The organism is uncultured Pseudoxanthomonas sp., from assembly GCF_947498795.1.
GTDB lineage: Bacteria > Pseudomonadota > Gammaproteobacteria > Xanthomonadales > Xanthomonadaceae > Pseudoxanthomonas_A.
The window spans coordinates 255,681-273,022 of record NZ_CANMLQ010000002.1 but is presented as its reverse complement, the minus strand read 5'-3'; the positions used below and the strand labels follow the sequence as shown (position 1 = coordinate 273,022).

Sequence of the window (17,342 nt, the reverse complement as noted above, 5' to 3'; positions counted from 1 at the left end):
GCTTTGCACGTTGATCGACTCGACATGGGGCCGCCGGCGGCAGCGCGGGCATGCCCCCGGCCTTATAGACTCTTCCAACACGCAGTACACAGGGGACCCCACATTGATGAACGCTCCATTGCCCACCCTGGACCAGGTCAGGATCGCCGTGATCGGCCTGGGATACGTCGGGCTGCCGCTGGCCGTCGCCTTCGGCCGCAAGTTCCCCACGCTGGGTTTCGACATCAACAGCAAGCGCGTGGCCGAACTGCGCGAGCACCAGGACCACACGCTGGAAGTGAGCGCCGACGAGCTGCGCGACACGCCCCTGCTCGACTTCAGCGACGACCCGGCGGCGCTGGCGGGCTGCAACGTGTTCATCGTCACCGTCCCCACCCCGATCGACGACTACAAGCGCCCCGACCTGCATCCGCTGGAATCCGCCAGCCGCACCGTGGGCCGCGCGATCGGCAAGGGTGCAGTCGCGATCTACGAATCGACCGTGTATCCCGGCGCCACCGAAGAGGCCTGCGTACCGATCATCGAGCGCGAATCGGGACTGCGGTTCAACCAGGACTTCTATGCCGGCTACAGCCCGGAGCGCATCAACCCCGGCGACAAGCAGCACCGCCTGGAAACCATCATGAAGGTGACCTCCGGCTCCACCGCCGAGGTCGCGGACTTCGTCGACGCGCTGTACGGCAGCATCATCACCGCCGGCACCCACAAGGCCAGCAGCATCCGCGTGGCCGAGGCCGCCAAGGTCATCGAGAACACCCAGCGCGACGTCAACATCGCGCTGATCAACGAACTGGCCCTGATCTTCCATCGCCTGGGCATCGACACCCATGAGGTGCTCGAGGCCGCCGGCACCAAATGGAACTTCCTGCCGTTCCGCCCGGGCCTGGTCGGCGGTCACTGCATCGGCGTGGACCCGTATTACCTCACCCACAAGGCGCAGCAGATCGGCTACCACCCCGACGTGATCCTTGCTGGCCGCCGCATCAACGACGGCATGGGCAGCCATGTCGCGCGACGCGTGGCCAAGCTGATGGCCCGGCAGAACCTGCCCACGGCCGGCGCCAGGGTGCTGGTGCTGGGGCTGGCATTCAAGGAGAACTGCCCCGACGTGCGCAACACGCGCGTGGTCGACATCGTGGCCGAACTGCGCAGCTACAACGCGCAGGTGGACGTGCACGACCCGTGGGTCAGCGCCGCCGAAGCCAAGCACGAGTACGGCCTGGACCTGGTGGCCGAGCCTCAGGCCGGCCAGTACGATGCCGTGATCCTGGCGGTCGCCCACCGCGAATTCACCGAGCGTGGCGGCGACGGCGTGCGCGCCCTCGGCAAGCCAGGCGCGGTGGTGTTCGACGTGAAGCGGGCGCTGCCCCGCCACGCTGTCGACGACTGCCTGTAACGTCCTTCCCCACGAGAATCCTCGATGCGCGTCCTCGTCACCGGTGCCGCCGGCTTCATCGGCTCCCATCTCAGCCATCGCCTGCTCGACCGCGGCGATGAGGTGCTGGGATACGACAACCTCAACGACTATTACGATCCCACCCTGAAAGAGGCGCGCCTGGCGCGCCTGCAGCCCAAGGACGGGTTCCGCTTCGTGCGGGCCTCGCTCGAGGACCGCGCGGCGATGGAGGCCGCGTTCGACGACTTCAAGCCGCAGCGCGTGGTGAACCTGGCCGCCCAGGCCGGCGTGCGCTATTCGCTGGAGAACCCGCACGCCTACATCGACAGCAACATCGTCGGCTTCACCAACATCCTGGAAGCCTGCCGCCATCGCGGCGTCGAACACCTGGTATACGCCTCCTCCAGTTCGGTCTACGGCGGCAACCGCAAGCTGCCGTTCGCGGTGGAGGACAGCGTGGACCATCCCGTCAGCCTGTATGCCGCCACCAAGAAGGCCAACGAGCTGATGGCGCACACGTACAGCCACCTGTTCGGGCTGCCGACCACCGGCCTGCGCTTCTTCACGGTCTACGGACCGTGGGGCCGCCCGGACATGGCGCTGTTCCTGTTCACCAAGAGCATCCTCGAAGGCCGGCCCATCGACGTGTTCAACCATGGCCGCCACACGCGCGACTTCACCTTCGTCGACGACATCGTCGAAGGCGTCATCCGCACGCTCGACACGGTGCCCGGCCCGGACCCGACCTACGACCCGCTGCTCCCCAACCCCGGCTCGTCCAGCGCGCCCTGGCGCGTGTACAACATCGGCAACCACCAGCCGGTGGAGCTGCTGCGCTACATCGAAGTGCTGGAGGAATGCCTGGGCCGCAAGGCCGAGAAGCGCCTGCTGCCGATGCAGCCCGGCGACGTGCCCGACACCTGCGCCGATGTCGAAGCGCTGCGTCGCGACACCGGTTACCACCCGTCCACGCCCATCGAGACGGGCGTGCGCCGTTTCGTCGACTGGTACCGCGAGTTCTATCGGGTCTGACCGCCCTTTCGCCCGCGTCCGGTGGCCGGGCGCGGGCACTCCCTGCGTTGTATGGGGCAATCCGCACCAACACAGGGGATGTTCCATGAACCGCACCTTCGCCGGCCTCCTGGCCGTCGTCCTGGCGCTTCTTCTCGCCGGCTGCGCCTCCGGCAACGCCGGCAGCAAGTCCGCACCGCCGCAACAGGCCAGCACCGCCGTCGAGAACTACCAGATCGGCGTGGACGACATCGTGCAGGTGTCGGTCTGGCGCAACCCGGAACTCGGCATCACCGTGCCGGTCCGCCCGGACGGAATGATCTCGGTCCCGCTGGTAGGCGACGTGTCGGCCGCCGGCCACAGCCCCGCCGAGGTCGCCAAGGACATCCAGGAAAAGCTCGGCGCCTACGTGCGCGACCCGCAGGTCGCCGTGATCCTGACCGAACTGCGCAGCCACGAGTACCTGTCGCGCGTGCGCGTCACCGGTGCGGTACGCCAGCCCGTCTCGATTCCCTATCGCCCGGGCATGACGGTGCTGGACGCCGTGCTGGCCGCCGGCGGCGTCACCGAGTTCGCCGCGCCCGACCGTTCCAACCTGTACCGCAAGACGGCCGACGCCACGCAGAGCTACGCCGTGCGGCTGGACCGCATCCTCAACCGCGGCGACCTGAGCACCAACTTCACCGTCGCCCCGGGTGACGTGATCACCGTGCCGGAACGCGTCCTGTGAACCAGTCCGCTGCCTGGGGAGCGCCCGAAGAGGGGCGCTCCGCGTTCGATGCGGTACCGGTGCTGAGCAAGGAGTTCAAGCGTCGCGCCGTGCTGCTGGCGAGCCTGTTCGCGGGCATCGCGCTGCTCGGCCTGGTCATCGGCATGATGCTGCCCAAGAAGTACACCTCCTCCACGATCATCCTGGTGGAAGACCGCAACATCATCGCGCCGCTGATGGAAGGCCGCGCAGTCGCCACCAGTGTCGTCGACCGCGCCAGCATCCTGCGCGAAGTCGCCTTCAGCCGTCGCGTGATGGAAGAGATCCTCAAGACCGGCGGCTGGATGGAGGACAACCCCACGCCGCTGGAGCAGGACAAGCTGATCGAGAAGATCATCGACCGCACCAGCATCAGCAACCCGCGCGCCAACCTCATCGAGATCGCGTACAGCGACTCGGACGCCACGCGGGCCTACGAGATCACCCGCCGTTTCGCCGAACTGGTCATCCAGGAAAGCCTGGCCACCAAGGAACGCGAGAGCAGTGAGGCGTACGCCTTCATCGATTCGCAGGTGAACCAGTACCACGAGAAGCTGACCACCGCCGAGGCCGGCCTGGAGAACTTCCGCCAGAGCACGCCCGATGCGCGGCCGGGTACGGACGTCGACGTCAACGCCCGCATCGGCGAGCTGCGCCGCATCATCGAAGGCGCGCGGATGGAACTGATCGACCTGCGCTCGCAGGAGGCCGCGCTGCAGTCGCAGCTGTCGGGCGAGAGCGAGATCACCCTGGTGCAGACCCGCGCCGGCCAGTACCGCGCGCGCCTGGCCGAACTGCAGTCCGATCGCGACCGCCTGTTGCTGCAGTACACCGAACAGCACCCGGACGTGGTGCGCGTGCAGCACCAGATCCGCGACGTGGAAGAAGACCTGCGCCGCGAGGAAAACGCGCCGCGCACGGCGGGCACCGCACTGGAGGGCCCGGCCGCCTTCAATCCGCTGTACGGCGAATTGAGGAGCAAGCTGGCCGAAGCCCGCCGTCGAAGCGCCGCCACCGCCGCGCGCATCGGCAGCGCCGAGCAGATGCTGGCCAGCGAGATGGCGCGCAGCAACCGGATCGCCTCGTCGGAGAGCACGCTGGCCGAACTGACCCGCGACTACGAGGTAAACCGCGATCTCTACCAGGACCTGCTGAAGCGCCGCGAGAACGCCCGAGTGTCGATGAACCTCGACGCCGAGCAGCGCGGCCTGAGCTTCCGCATCCAGGAGCCCGCACAGATGCCGCTGCGTCCGAGCGGCCTGCGTGTCATGCACGTGGCCGGTGCCGGCATCGCCCTGGCGCTGTTGATTCCCTTGGGCGTGCTGTTCGCGCTGATCAAGCTGGATCCGCGCGTGCGCTCGCCGCTGCAGATCGAGCGCGAAGCCGGACTGCCGGTGCTCGGCACCATGCCGGCGTACCTGACCGGGCGCCGGCGGCGCAAGGCGCTGCGGCGCTACGCGCTGGCCGCGTCGCTGTTCCTCGCCGTGCCGCTGCTGTACGGCCTGACCTATACGCTGAAGGTAATGGAAGTCCTATGAGCAACCCGATCAGGCCGCTGGGCAACGACGCCGCGGGCGACCGCGACGAGCATGTCGCCAGCCGTTCCATCGCGCCGCGCGCACCGGTCACCGCCCTCAGCCCGCTGCAGCTGGAAGACCGCGCCACCATCTACCGCAGCGATTCGGCACGGCGCGAGGTCGACGCCTTCCGCGAGCTGCGCACCCAGCTGCTGTCCGTGGCCGAAGGCAATTTCATCACCCTCGTGACCCCCGTGAGCCCCGGCAGCGGCGGCAGTTTCGTGGCGCGCAACCTCGCCGTGGCGGTCGCGTTCGACGAGACCAAGAGTGCGCTGCTGATCGACTGCGACCTGCGCCAGCCCACGCAGGACCGCACGATGAAGCTGTCCGCCGAAGGAGGCGGTCTGGTCGACTACCTGGAAGACCAGGAACGCACCACCGAGAGCGTGCTGTACGACACCGGCGTGCCGCGCCTGCGCCTGCTGCCCGCGGGGCGCACGCGCGAGACGGGCTCGGAGTATTTCTCGTCCTTCCGCATGCGCCTGCTGCTGGATTCGCTGCGCAGCCGCTACCCCAACTGCCATCTGTTCCTGGATGCGCCGCCGGTGCGCGGCGCGCCGGATGCCCGCATCCTCTCGGAACTGGCCGATGTCGTGGTGCTGGTGGCCGGCTATGGGCGCGACACGCCCGCCGCCATCGCCCAGGCGGCCGCGAACTTCGACCCGAAGAAGTTCGCCGGCGTCGTGTTCAACGAAGGCGTCTGACCCACCTGCGCACGGAAGAAACCATGGCCACGTCCCGCCACAGCCTCCACCGTCACCTGTCCACGCGCCGGCGCATCCTGTGCGCCGCACTCGCGGCCGCCTTGCCGTTCGGTGCGCAGGCCGCGCGCCTGGATTACGACGTCAGCATGCGCTACATGCATAGCGACAACATCGTGCTGCAGGCAGCGAACGAGATCAGCGAGGACATCCTCTCGCCGCAGGTCAGGTTCGACCTGACCCACGACAGCTCGGTGCTCACCACCCGGCTGCGCGGCAACGTGCAGTACCTGGACTACATGGACGATGTCTACCAGGACGATACCCGCGGCGAGTTCACCGGCGAGCTGGAATGGACGCTGCTGCCCGAGCGCCTGACCTTCTACGCCCGCGATTCCCTCAGCGAGCAGTCGGTGGACTCGCTGGCCGCGTTCACTCCCGGCAACCAGCAGAAGATCAACGTCTTCGAAGCAGGCCCGACGCTGATGGCCCGTTTCGGCGAGACGATGCGCGGCGTGCTGGACCTCCGCTACACCAACAGCTGGGCGGAAGAGACCGAGACGTTCAACAGCGATCGCTACTCGGCCGCGGCGCGCCTGCTGCGCCCCCTGAGCACCACCGACACGCTGGTATTCAACCTCGAGGCCGGGCAGACCGAGTACGACACCATCTCCGAGTTCTACAACTACAAGCGCTACGACGCCTATGTCACCTACCTGAGCGAACTGTCCAAGCTCAATCTCGACGTCAGCGCAGGTTATTCGCGGCTGAAGCCGGAAGGTGCGGATGGCACGTCCAGCGCGCTGTTCCGCGGCTATGCAGGCTGGCAGGTCGCGCCGCGCAGCCAACTGAGCGCGCGGGCCAGCTACCAGTTCGGCGATGCTTCCACCGACTTGATCCAGCGCGTCGGCGGACCAAACGAACCGGGGAACTCCAGCGATCCCGTCGTGGGGCAGCCCGGTGATCCCACACTGCAAATCATTCCTGATACGTTCAAGCAAAGATTCGCGAGCGTGGCATACGAGTTCACCGGAGAGCGTTTGGTGATCGTCGGTGATGTATTCAGCGAGCAATTGCGATACCTTCGCGACGATAGCTTCGACACGGACGGCGTTGGCCTCAACCTTAATGCGCGGTACGCTTTGACTGATAGGCTTTCGCTCAACGGCACGGCCCAGAGATACAGGCGCGAATTCACGAACACTGCGCGCGAGGACACCGACACGATCGTAGGGGCGGGAATCGCCATGCGCTTCAGCCGCCACTGGAGTACGCAGGTTGACATCCGTAATCGCAAGCGCGACAGCTCCGTTGGCAGCCAGGACTACACCGAGAACGTCGTGATGCTGTCCGTCACGTATTACCGCTGACGCAATCGCACCATGCCCCTCCCCACCCCCGCTGCCGCAGAACCCGGCCCCGTCGTCGCGCTGATGTACCACGCGCTGCACACCGGTTCGACACCTGACGGACAGGACCCTCACTACACGCTCGGGACGGACGAATTCGAGCTGCAGATGCGGGAAGTGGCCGCCTGCGGTGGCGGCAGCAGTGCGGACGCGTTGCTGCAGGGTCGTTCGCAGGCGCGCATCCTGGTGACGTTCGATGATGGCCACGCGAGCAACCATGCGCTCGCCCTACCCATCCTCTCCCGTCATGGCATCACTGCGGATTTCTTCATCAATCCCGCCACGGTCGGCACGGCGGGCTTCCTCGACTGGCACCAGTTGCGGCAGATGGCGGACGCCGGCATGTCGATCCAGTCGCATGGATACGACCACGTCTACCTGACCCAGTTGGACGACCATCACCTGCGCCAGACGCTGGCGGCGGCGCGGGAGGAGATCGAACAACAGGTCGGCGCCCCGGTCACGCTGCTGGCGCCGCCAGGGGGACGCATGCCGAAGAATTTGCTGGCGATCGCGCGTGAGTGCGGCTACACGCACGTGCTTTCGTCCGAACCCGGCGTGCTGGCAGCCGCGGAAGGCGCGTCGCGCCCGCTGCCGCGCATGGCGATGACGGCGGCGACACGGCACGTGACGTTCCAGCGCTGGATCCGGCGCGATCATGTGGCCATCGGCCATGAGCGCCTGCGTTACCGCGGCCTGGCGCTCGCCAAGCGCATGCTCGGCGACACCGGTTACGAACGCGTGCGGGCGGGCGCGCTGGCTGTGCTGGGGCGTCGCGCATGACCCTGCTGTTCTGGGCATCGCTGGCCCTGGTGGCGTTCGCGTACGCGGGCTATCCGCTGCTGATGGCATTGCTGGCCCGCGTCCGGCCGCGCCCGGTCCACGCCGCGGCCGCGCTGCCCACGATCGACGTGCTGCTGGTGGTTCACAACGGCATGCGCGAGCTGCCCGCGAAACTGGACAACCTGCTGGCGCTGGACTATCCACACGACCGCCTGCGCATCAACGTGGCGTGCGATGGCTGCACGGACGGCAGCGACCGGTTCGCGGCACAACGGGATCCGCAACGCATCCGCGTATTCGCCTTCGGCGAGCGGCGCGGCAAGTCGGCCTGCCTGGGCAACGTGGTGCCGCTGCTCGATGCGGACATCGTGCTGTTCAACGATGTGCGCCAGCGCATCGATCCCGCGGCGGCGCGCGCGCTCGCCTCGGTACTGGCGGATCCCTCGGTCGGGGCGGCGAGCGGCGAACTCGTGCTGGAAGCCGGCGATGGTTACGGCAAGGGCGTGGACGCCTACTGGCGCTACGAGAAGGCGATCCGGCGGCTGGAAAGCGCCAGCGGTTCGCTGGTGGGCGCCACCGGCGCGCTGTACGCCGCACGTCGCACGCTGATCCCCGCCATCCCGGGCGGGATCGTGCTGGACGACATGTGGATCCCGCTGGGCATCGCCCGTGCGGGATACCGCACCGTGTTCGTGCCCGAGGCCCAGGCCTTCGACCGCACACCGGCCAATCCCGCCGACGAGGAACGCCGCAAGCGGCGCACGCTGGCCGGAAACTTCCAGCTGATCCACCTGCAACCTGCGCTGGCCATCCCGGGCGCTCACCCGCTCGCCTGGCGGCTGTGGGGCCACAAGTGGCTGCGCCTGCTCGCGCCATGGCTGCTCGCGCTCGCGCTGTTGGCGAACGTCGCGCTGGCGCTGCGAGGCGGCATGCTCTATCCGCTGCTGCTCGCGTTGCAGCTGTCCGGCTACGCCATCGCCGTGCTCGGTCGCGGCTGGCCGCGACTGGCGACGCTGCTGCCGGTGCGCCTGGCCGTCGCGTTCCTCAGCCTCAATACCAGTGCCATGCTCGCCCTCGCGGACTACCTGCGCGATCCCGAGGCACACCTGTGGCAGACCACCCGACTGGAAGACGTTCGCCGATGACCGCTCCCCCTCCCCTGCAACGCGCCGTGTACGTGGTGTCGTTGTTTCCCTGCTGGTCGGAGACGTTCATCGTCCGCGAGATCACCACGCTGATCGAGAACGGCGTGGACGTGCGGATCATTTCGCTCAAGAAGCCGTCTGAAACGCTGGTGCAGGCCGACGCGCAGGCCTTGATGGACCGTGTGCGGCATCCGCGTTCGCCGCTGCATGCGCTGTGGGGGGCGACAAAGGCCCTCCTGCGCAATCCCGGCGCCGTCATCGCTACCCTCGGCAGCGTCGTTGGCGACAGTTGGCGTTCGCCCTCGGTGCTGGTCAAATCGCTCGCGGCGTGGCTGCGTGGGCTGGAGCATGTGGACTGGCTGCACGGTTTCAAGCCGCAGGTCCTGCACGCGCACTGGGCGACCTACCCGTCTACCGCCGCCTGGACGCTGTCGCGTGTCCTGGACGTGCCGTTCGGTTTCACCTGCCACGCGCACGACATCTTCATCGAGCGCCAACTGATCGCCCGCAAGATCCAGGATGCCGCGGTCGCGGTCACCATTTCGCGTTTCAACGTGGCGTGGCTGAGCGAACGCGAGACCGCGCAGGCGAGCGACAGGCTGCACGTGATCCATTGCGGCGTCGACCTGCGCGCGAATCCCTGGCAGCCGGACGGCCGCCTGCCGCACCAGATCCTCACCGTCGGCCGGCTCGACCCGATCAAGGGCTTCGCCACGCTGGTGGAAGCGCTCGCCCTGCTGCAGGCGCGCGGCGTCGACTTCCAGTGCCGCCTGCTGGGGTCCGGCCCGCTGGATGCGTCGCTGCGCGCGCTCGCGCAGGCCCGCGGCGTGGCCGACAGGATCGAGTTCTGCGGTGCGCAGCCGCAGGACGTCGTGCGCCGCTGGATGGGCGAGGCGGCATTGTTCGTGCTGCCTTCCGAAGTGGCGCCCGACGGCAACCGCGACGGCATCCCGGTGGCGCTGATGGAAGCGATGGCCACCGGCTGCCCGGTCGTCAGCACGCGCGTGTCCGGTATTCCCGAGCTGGTCGAGCACGAAACCACCGGCCTGCTGGTGGACGAAAAGCAGCCGGCCGCCCTGGCCGATGCCATGCAGCGCCTGCTGGAAGATGCCGACCTGCGACGGCAGGTCGTCGCTGGAGCCCGTGCCAAAGTCGAGCGCGAGTTCGACGCGCGCAAGGAGGCACGCCGCTTGCAGGACCTGATGGAGGGTGTCGCACATGCGTCCTAGGAAGCTGCTGGTGGTAAGCGACGAGATGGAAGTGGGCGGCAGCCAGCGCCAGATCACCTACCTGCTCGGCGGCCTGGACCGTCGCCAGTGGCAGGCGGAACTCGTGTTCTTCCGCAAGGAGTCGTTCCTGGTCCGCGACCTGCGCGCGCAGGGCATCGTGGTGCACCACATTCCCAAGCGTGGCCGGCTGGACCTGCGCTTCGTGCTGGCCTACGCGGCGCTGTTGCGCCGCCAGCGCTACGACCTGGTCCACGCGTTCTCGCTAACGGCGGAACTGTGGACGATCGTGTCCGGCTGGCTCGCGCGTCCGCGGCCGCCCATGGTGGCGTCGATCCGCGGCCTGTACCTGGACGAATCCGAACGCTTCTGGCGCATCAAGCGCTTCATCCTGTCGCGCTCGGCGGCGGTGATCGCGAATGCGCGCGCCGGCGCAGTCGCCGCGGCCGAGCGGGCGGGCGTGCCGCTGGCGCGGATCGACGTGGTGCCGAACGGCATGCTGCCCCCCGAGCCCCTGCCCACCGGCCAGCGCGAGGCCCTGCGCCAGACCATCGGCGCGCCGGCGGACCGTCCTTTCGCGTTGTTCGTCGGCCGGCTGGTGAAAGAAAAGAACCTGGCCTGCCTGATGCGCGCCCTCGCCCGCCTTCCCGCGGATGAACGCCCCTGGGTGGCGCTGGCCGGCAACGGGCCGTTGCGCGGCGACATCGACGCGATGCGCGAGGCGGCCGGTCTGGACGCCGATGTACGTTTCCTAGGCGAACGCAAGGACACTGCCGCCCTGATGCAATCCGCCGATTTCCTGATCCTCCCCTCTTCGTACGAAGGCATGTCGAACGTTCTCATGGAAGCCATGGCGGCCGGCTGCCCGGTGATCGCCTCGGACGTAGGCGGCAATCCCGAGCTGGTGGAGGACGACGCGACCGGCCTGCTGTTCCCCAGCGACGACGCCGAAGCGCTCGCGCGTTGCCTGCAGTCGCTCGGCAAGGACGCGGCATTGCGCCAGCGACTGTCGCAACAGGCGGCCCAGGTGGCGCGCCAGCGCTATTCGGTGGAGCAGCTGGTGCGATCGACGACCCGCGTCTACGACCGCTGCCTGCAGGCACCGGCCACCGACGCCGGCGCCGTTCCGCTGTCGCCCATCGGCTCAGCACGGGACGACGCATGAGCTCCGCCGGTTCGCTCTGCGAAGACTTCATCCTGGCCAGCGGGCCGCAGGCCGCTGCCTGGCTGGCGACCAAGCCCGGCCTGCAGGTGCGGGACGTGGGTGATGGAACGCTGCAGGTGGCCACCACCGCCGGGGTGCGGCATGGCCGGCACGCCGACGGCCGCCACTGGCTGGCGATCGCCGACCTGATCTCGGGCGATCTCGAGGAGGCTGCCGCCGGTACGGCGACGGCGCCGCAGCGCCACTGGCGTGGTCGCTTCGCCTGCGCCAGCTGGCAGGCCGGCCCCGCCGGAATCACCGCGTTCACCGACCACTTCGGATCGCTGCCGCTGTTCTGGTACCGCCGCGACGGCCATTTCGCCGTCGCCACCGATCTGCGCCTGCTGCTCGACGCGCCCGGCGTGGGCAATGAGGTCGACCTGAGCGCGGTCTACCACTACCTCAACTTCACCTGCATCCCGGCGCCGCTGACCATCCATCGCGACATCCGTCGCGTCGAGCCGGGCTGCGTGCTCACGCTCGATGCCGGCGCTGACGGCAGCACGCGCTACTACCTGCCGGAGTATCCGGCCGACCTGCAGGGCACCGACACGCAGCTCGCGCACGATCTGCGCGACCGCATGATCGCCACCGTGCAGGACTTCCGTCCTTCATCGGATGGGGACTGGGGCTGCTTCCTCAGCGGCGGCACCGACAGCAGCAGCATCGTCAGCATCCTGGCGCGCCAGGGCGGATCGCAGGTGCACAGCTGCTCCATCGGCTTTCCCGAAGCCGGTTACGACGAACTGGATTTCGCGCGACTGGCCAGCGAAGCCTGTGGCGCACAGCCGCACCTGGCGAAGGTCGACCGCCATCGTGCGCTCGGCCTGCTGGACTCGGTGATCGATGCCTACGACCAGCCGTTCGGCAATGCCTCGGCCGTACCCACGCTGGCGTGCGCCGAACTCGGCCACAGCCAGGGCTTCGCCACCATGCTGGGCGGCGACGGCGGCGACGAGATCTTCGGCGGCAACCAGCGCTACGCCAAGGACAAGGTGATGGAGGCGTTCTACCGGCTGCCTTCCCCGCTGAAGGCGGCCGCGCGCGCCATTGGCGAGACCGTCGGCGGCGGCCATGTACACGTGCTCAACCGCGTGCAGAACTTCACCCGCCGTGGCTCGCTGCCGAACCCGGACCGCTTCTATACCGACGACTCCTTCGCCTCGGATTTCTACGGCGAACTGCTGACGCCCGCCTTCCGCGCGCAGGTGCCGCAGAATGCCTCCCTGGACTTCATGCGTGGCGTGTACGCCATCGGTCCGCGCACGGAACCGCTGCACCAGATCATGCGGCTGGACCTGCTGATGGCCATCGCGCAGAACGACCTGGTGAAGGTCCATCGCGCCTGCCGCCAGCACGGCGTGTCGGTGCGCTTCCCGTACCTGGATCCCGCGCTGGTCGACTACTGCGGGCGCCTGGCGGCGCACTACAAGGTGCGCGGCCTGAAGAAGCGGTATCTGTTCAAGCAGGCGGTCGCCGACATCCTGCCTGCGGAGATCCTGAGCAAGCGCAAACAGGGCTTCGGTTTGCCCATCGCCATATGGATGAAGGAAGACACTGCCCTGCAGGCGCGCGTGCGCGAGGTGCTGCTGGATGAGCGCACCCGCCAGCGCGGCTGGGTGAACCCGGCCTTCATCGAACGCCTGGTCGACCTGCACATGGCCGGTGGCTGGGACCACTCCAACGCGCTCTGGCAACTGCTGGTGCTGGAGCTGTGGATGCGGAGGTACATGGATGTCCGCTGACGCGCTGCGCGTGCTGATGGTGATGGAAGCCGCCTATCCGGCGCACAAGGGCGGTGGCGCGGAGGCGCAGGTCCGTACGCTGGCGCGCGGCCTTCGCGCGCGGGGACACCGCGTCACCATCCTCGTACCCCGCCTTCCCTATGCGTCGCCCGCGCGCGTCGAGCGCGTGGATGGCGCGGTCGTCTGCCGGCTGGCCTTCCCGCGCCTGCCGCTGCTCGCCAGTCCGTTGCTGTGGCTGCGCACGATCGCCTTCCTGTATGCACGCAGCCGTCGCTACGACGCGTGGCATGTCCACATCGCGCACCGCATGGCCGCGATCTGCGCGGTGATGGGCCAATGGCTGGACGTTCGCGTGCTGACCAAGGTGTCCGGCTGGTGGGAACTCGAGAAGGGCACGCTGGCGCCGCGCACGGGCCTGGTCGACACGCTCGCCCAGCGCGCGCTTCGACGCACCGAACACTGGCAGGCGATCAGCCGCCGCATCGCGCGCACGCTGGAATCGCGCGGCATTCCGCCGGAGCGCATCGTCGCACTGCCCAACGCGGTCGACACGTCGCGCTTCGCCGGCATCCGTCGTAACGGCGCCCTGCCGCCGCGTTTCGTGTTCATCGGCCGGCTGGAGGCGGAAAAGGGCCTGAACGTGCTGGTCGACGCCTTCTCCGACATCGCGCAGGACCACCCCACGGCCGGCCTGCTGCTGGTCGGGACCGGCCGTCTGGAAGCCGAACTCAAGGCGCGCGTGCGTGCGCTCGACCTGGAATCGCGCATCGCCTTCGCCGGCCACCGCGACGACATCGAAGCCCCCTTGGCCGAAGGCAACATCGGCGTGCTGACCTCGCGCATCGAGGGCCTGTCCAACACCTTGCTGGAATCGATGGCATCCGGCCTGCCGATGGTCGCCAGCCGCATCAGCGGCAACGAGGATTTCGTGCGCCCCGGCGAGAACGGCTGGCTGTTCGAACCCGGCGACCGTGCCGCCCTGGCGACGTGCCTCGCGGAGGCGGCGGCGATGGATGGCGCCAGGCGCACCGCCATGGGTGAAGCCGCCCGCGCGACGGTACGGACGCACGCCGGCCTCGATCAGGTGCTCAACCGGCTGGTACAGCTGTATCGCGGCGAACGCCTGCTTGCCCACGGCACGCCCGCGCACAACGGGAACGCCTGACCATGTGCGGCATTGCAGGACTCGTGGTCGCTCCCGGCCAGCCGGCGCCCGACCCCGCGCTGGGCCGGCGCATGAACGCCGTCATCCACCATCGCGGTCCCGACGACGAGGGCCTGCACCACGACGAGCGCGCACTACTGGGCATGCGGCGGCTGTCGATCATCGACGTCGGCGGTGGTCACCAGCCGATGTACGGGGCCGACCACCAGGTCACGATCGTCTTCAACGGCGAGATCTACAACTACCGCGAACTGCGCGCGGGCCTGGAGCGCGATGGCCACGCCTTCGCCAGCCAGAGCGACACCGAGGTGATCCTGCAGGGATACCTGCGCGACGGCGTCGGCATCTTCGCGCAGCTGGACGGCATGTTCGGGGTCGCCATCTGGGACCGCCGCACGCAGGAACTGGTGCTGGCCCGCGACCGCCTGGGCGAGAAACCGCTCTACTACGCGCACGACGAGCGCCGCGTGCTGTTCGGTTCCGAGTTGAAGTCGCTGCTGCAATCTCCCGACTGCCCGCGCGACCTCAACGACGATGCGCTCCGCGCCTACCTCACCTACGGCTACGTGCCGTCGCCTTACAGCGTGTTCGCGGGCGTCCACAAGCTGCCGCCTGCGCACTTCCTGCGCTACCGCGACGGCCAGATCAGTCTGCATCGCTATTGGCAGCCCTCGCTCTCGCCCAAGACCTCGCTGAGCGAGCCGGAAGCGGCGGAGCAGTTGGAGGCGTTGCTGGACCGTGCGGTCGCGAGTCGACTGGTATCGGATGTGCCCTTCGGTGCCTTCCTCAGTGGCGGGCTCGATTCCAGCACGGTTGTCGCGCTGATGGCGCGCCACCTGGGACAGCCGGTGAAGACGTTCACCATCGGCTTCAAGGAAGCGGCCTACAACGAACTCGACGACGCGCGCCGCGTCGCGGCGCATCTGGGCACCGAACACCATGAACTGGTGGTGGAGCCCGATGCGGTCGACCTGCTGAAGACGCTGGTCTGGCACTTCGACGAACCGTTCGCCGACTCCTCCGCCGTACCGACCTTCCTCGTCTCGCAACTCGCGCGGCAGCACGTGAAGATGGTGCTGACCGGTGACGGCGGCGACGAGATGTTCGGCGGCTACGACCGCTATCTCAAGCTGATGAAGCTCGAGCGCCTGGGCGCGATGCGGGGCCCGGTCGCGGCAGGATTGTCGCTGGCCGGTGCCGTGGCGCCCAATCCGTACGGCGAACGGCTGGCCCGCGTCGGCGAGCGCCTGCGGCTGCGGTTCGACGAGCGTTACCTGAGCGGCGTCGCCGTCATGCGCTCGGACATCGCGCAGCGCCTGCGCCCGCAGGCGGGCTGCAGCAACCACTTCCACCTGCCGGCACTCGCACAGCCCGGCAGCGATCTCGGTGCGGGTGACGAACCGCTGGACCGCGCGGTCGCCATCGACCTGCAGAGCTATCTGCCCGATGACATCCTCGTGAAACTCGACCGCATGGCGATGGCCGCGTCACTGGAAGGGCGCTCGCCGTTCCTGCAGCCGGACCTGGTGCAGTTCGCGCTGTCGCTGCCGGTGGGCTACCGCGTCCGCGACGGCCGCGGCAAGCACCTGCTGCGCGAGGTGGCCAACAAATGGTTGCCGCCGCGCGCCATCAGCAAGCCCAAGCAAGGCTTCGCGATTCCGCTGGCGGACTGGTTCCGCGGGCCACTGCGCACGCTGGCCGCCGACACCTTCGGCAGCCGTGCCTTCCGCGAACGCGGCCTGCTGCAGGCGTCCGCCGCGCAGGCGCTGCTGCACGACCACGTGGAGCGCGACATCGATCGCAGTGAGGCGCTGTGGCAGGCGCTCTGCCTGGAACTGTGGGCGCAGCGCTTCCTCGACGGCGACGTCGCGTCAGGAGCCTGACCCATGTGGATGCGGCTGCTGCTCGCGGTGCCCCTGCTGTTCATGCCGAACATGCTCCATTTTTCGGTGGATACCGGCATTCCCGGACTGAATCTCGCAAACATCATCTTCATCGTGGTGTTGGCTGCGCTGCTCATGGCAGGACGGCGCTATGCCCCGCTCAAACAGGTTGGCTACCTGACGCCTCCCCTGCTGACGCTGTTCTTCGCGCTGACCCTTTCCTTCCTGGTCGCGCAGGCGACCCTGCAGCGCGACTTCATGGAGGATTTCACCTATCTCAAGAACCTCCTGTTCTATCCGCTGCTCTACTTCGTCTACCGCCGTTGCGGACAGGATCTGAAAGGCACGCGGCAATTGATCATCTTCGTGATGATCGTGGCCGCCCTCGCGGGCTTGGAAGCGATACGCGAGGGATTGGATTACGGCTTCGGCAACTACAACGAGTCCCGTCGCGCCTCGGGTCCATTCGGCGTTGACTACTCGACGGCCAACCGCGCGGGTGTCTTCTACGCCATGTTCCTGCCGATGTTCATCGCGATGGCGTTGTTCTTCCGCAAGCAGAACTTCTGGCGTCTCGCGGCCATAGGCGGCTGCGGGATCATGGTCGTGGCCATCATGGCAACCTACTCTCGCCAGTCCTACCTTATCGCACTGGTCGCCTTCGCTCTGCTGTTGGTCCGCCGCAATGTGGTGCTCGCCATCGCCATCAGCGTTTTGATGATCCCCGCGATCAGCTTCCTGCCGGAAAGCGTCACGCAGCGCGTGGCCGAGACCGAACAGCAGGATGCGGTCGGCGAGGAAAAACTCGACGTCAGCACCGCGAGCCGTTTCGAGATCTGGGGCGGTGCGATGGAGATGTGGAGCGAACACCCGCTCGGCGTCGGCCTGAACCGTTTCAAGCAGTACATCGGCAACTACGTTCCGCGCTATGCGGGCTACGATGCCCACAGCATCTACTTCTTGATGCTGGCGGAGTGCGGCCCTCTGGGCCTGTTGGCGCTACTGTTCCTGCTGGGGCGTGTGCTCTGGATGGGCATACGCTTCACCCGATCCGTACCTGCCAGCGACGCCGAAGGCAAAGCACTGTCGCTCGGTTTCATCCTGCTGACAGTGTCCACGGCACTCGGGAACGTGTACGGAAGCCCTTTTTTCGAGGGTGCTGTCATGGCCAACTTCTGGGCGCTGTGCGGCCTCATGGAACACTATTTCGCGCTCAAGTCCGCGCCTGCAACGACCACTGCGGCATTCGCCGACGCCATGCCGGCGTCCGCGGCGTCCAGCATCGGCCAGCGGTTCCCGCTGGCGGCGCGCTTATCGCCCGGCAAATATCGCTCCAAGTGACCTGCGGG

The 17,342-nt window shown here is 67.9% G+C and carries 14 protein-coding genes; all 14 read left to right on the top strand.

The window, feature by feature from the left end; all coding sequences use genetic code 11:
- Positions 1–106: 106 nt before the first annotated feature.
- Positions 107–1,396 carry a nucleotide sugar dehydrogenase gene (locus Q0907_RS07420; RefSeq protein WP_299342953.1) on the top strand — a complete coding sequence of 430 codons (1,290 nt, stop codon included), beginning with the start codon at positions 107–109 and terminating at the stop codon, positions 1,394–1,396.
- Between the two features lie 24 nt (positions 1,397–1,420).
- Complete coding sequence (locus Q0907_RS07415; protein WP_299342951.1) at positions 1,421–2,428, top strand: NAD-dependent epimerase; 1,008 nt, start codon at positions 1,421–1,423, stop codon at positions 2,426–2,428.
- Between the two features lie 85 nt (positions 2,429–2,513).
- Positions 2,514–3,137: an XrtA/PEP-CTERM system exopolysaccharide export protein gene (locus Q0907_RS07410; protein ID WP_296282592.1), complete on the top strand. Its 624-nt coding sequence runs from the start codon at positions 2,514–2,516 to the stop codon at positions 3,135–3,137.
- Entirely contained in the window at positions 3,134–4,693 is a 1,560-nt protein-coding gene (locus Q0907_RS07405; protein ID WP_296282591.1) for an XrtA system polysaccharide chain length determinant, read from the top strand. Before Q0907_RS07410 ends, Q0907_RS07405 begins: the two co-directional genes overlap by 4 nt.
- Complete coding sequence (locus Q0907_RS07400) at positions 4,690–5,436, top strand: polysaccharide biosynthesis protein (RefSeq protein ID WP_299342949.1); 747 nt, start codon at positions 4,690–4,692, stop codon at positions 5,434–5,436. The genes Q0907_RS07405 and Q0907_RS07400 overlap by 4 nt, the downstream gene beginning before the upstream one ends.
- A gap of 23 nt (positions 5,437–5,459) precedes the next feature.
- Complete coding sequence (locus Q0907_RS07395; RefSeq protein ID WP_299342947.1) at positions 5,460–6,803, top strand: outer membrane beta-barrel protein; 1,344 nt, start codon at positions 5,460–5,462, stop codon at positions 6,801–6,803.
- Positions 6,804–6,815: 12 nt separating this feature from the next.
- Positions 6,816–7,625 (top strand): polysaccharide deacetylase family protein, encoded by an 810-nt coding sequence (locus Q0907_RS07390; RefSeq protein WP_299342945.1) that lies wholly within the window; start codon positions 6,816–6,818, stop codon positions 7,623–7,625.
- Entirely contained in the window at positions 7,622–8,770 is a 1,149-nt protein-coding gene (locus tag Q0907_RS07385) for a glycosyltransferase family 2 protein (RefSeq protein WP_299342943.1), read from the top strand. Before Q0907_RS07390 ends, Q0907_RS07385 begins: the two co-directional genes overlap by 4 nt.
- Positions 8,767–9,999 carry a glycosyltransferase gene (locus tag Q0907_RS07380; protein ID WP_299342941.1) on the top strand — a complete coding sequence of 411 codons (1,233 nt, stop codon included), beginning with the start codon at positions 8,767–8,769 and terminating at the stop codon, positions 9,997–9,999. Before Q0907_RS07385 ends, Q0907_RS07380 begins: the two co-directional genes overlap by 4 nt.
- A complete protein-coding gene (locus Q0907_RS07375) occupies positions 9,989–11,161 on the top strand; it encodes a glycosyltransferase family 4 protein (RefSeq protein WP_299342939.1) in 1,173 nt (390 codons plus the stop codon). Before Q0907_RS07380 ends, Q0907_RS07375 begins: the two co-directional genes overlap by 11 nt.
- Entirely contained in the window at positions 11,158–12,945 is a 1,788-nt protein-coding gene (locus Q0907_RS07370; RefSeq protein WP_299342937.1) for an asparagine synthase C-terminal domain-containing protein, read from the top strand. Before Q0907_RS07375 ends, Q0907_RS07370 begins: the two co-directional genes overlap by 4 nt.
- On the top strand, positions 12,935–14,110 hold the full coding sequence (locus Q0907_RS07365; protein ID WP_299342935.1) for a glycosyltransferase family 4 protein: 1,176 nt from the start codon (positions 12,935–12,937) through the stop codon (positions 14,108–14,110). The genes Q0907_RS07370 and Q0907_RS07365 overlap by 11 nt, the downstream gene beginning before the upstream one ends.
- Before the next feature lie 2 nt (positions 14,111–14,112).
- A complete protein-coding gene (asnB, locus tag Q0907_RS07360) occupies positions 14,113–15,993 on the top strand; it encodes an asparagine synthase (glutamine-hydrolyzing) (protein ID WP_299342933.1) in 1,881 nt (626 codons plus the stop codon).
- A gap of 3 nt (positions 15,994–15,996) precedes the next feature.
- Positions 15,997–17,334: an O-antigen ligase family protein gene (locus tag Q0907_RS07355; RefSeq protein ID WP_299342931.1), complete on the top strand. Its 1,338-nt coding sequence runs from the start codon at positions 15,997–15,999 to the stop codon at positions 17,332–17,334.
- The last annotated feature ends 8 nt before the right edge of the window (positions 17,335–17,342 follow it).

Excerpts from the sequence above, each read along its gene's own strand:
- Q0907_RS07355 (WP_299342931.1), top strand. The coding sequence starts at position 15,997 with ATGTGGATGCGGCTGCTGCTCGCGGTGCCCCTGCTGTTCATGCCGAAC.
- Q0907_RS07400 (WP_299342949.1), top strand. The coding sequence starts at position 4,690 with ATGAGCAACCCGATCAGGCCGCTGGGCAACGACGCCGCGGGCGACCGC.
- Q0907_RS07420 (WP_299342953.1), top strand. The coding sequence starts at position 107 with ATGAACGCTCCATTGCCCACCCTGGACCAGGTCAGGATCGCCGTGATC.
- Q0907_RS07415 (WP_299342951.1), top strand. The coding sequence starts at position 1,421 with ATGCGCGTCCTCGTCACCGGTGCCGCCGGCTTCATCGGCTCCCATCTC.
- Q0907_RS07375 (WP_299342939.1), top strand. The coding sequence starts at position 9,989 with ATGCGTCCTAGGAAGCTGCTGGTGGTAAGCGACGAGATGGAAGTGGGC.
- Q0907_RS07385 (WP_299342943.1), top strand. The coding sequence starts at position 7,622 with ATGACCCTGCTGTTCTGGGCATCGCTGGCCCTGGTGGCGTTCGCGTAC.
- Q0907_RS07365 (WP_299342935.1), top strand. The coding sequence starts at position 12,935 with ATGTCCGCTGACGCGCTGCGCGTGCTGATGGTGATGGAAGCCGCCTAT.
- Q0907_RS07395 (WP_299342947.1), top strand. The coding sequence starts at position 5,460 with ATGGCCACGTCCCGCCACAGCCTCCACCGTCACCTGTCCACGCGCCGG.
- Q0907_RS07370 (WP_299342937.1), top strand. The coding sequence starts at position 11,158 with ATGAGCTCCGCCGGTTCGCTCTGCGAAGACTTCATCCTGGCCAGCGGG.
- asnB (WP_299342933.1), top strand. The coding sequence starts at position 14,113 with ATGTGCGGCATTGCAGGACTCGTGGTCGCTCCCGGCCAGCCGGCGCCC.
- Q0907_RS07380 (WP_299342941.1), top strand. The coding sequence starts at position 8,767 with ATGACCGCTCCCCCTCCCCTGCAACGCGCCGTGTACGTGGTGTCGTTG.
- Q0907_RS07410 (WP_296282592.1), top strand. The coding sequence starts at position 2,514 with ATGAACCGCACCTTCGCCGGCCTCCTGGCCGTCGTCCTGGCGCTTCTT.
- Q0907_RS07390 (WP_299342945.1), top strand. The coding sequence starts at position 6,816 with ATGCCCCTCCCCACCCCCGCTGCCGCAGAACCCGGCCCCGTCGTCGCG.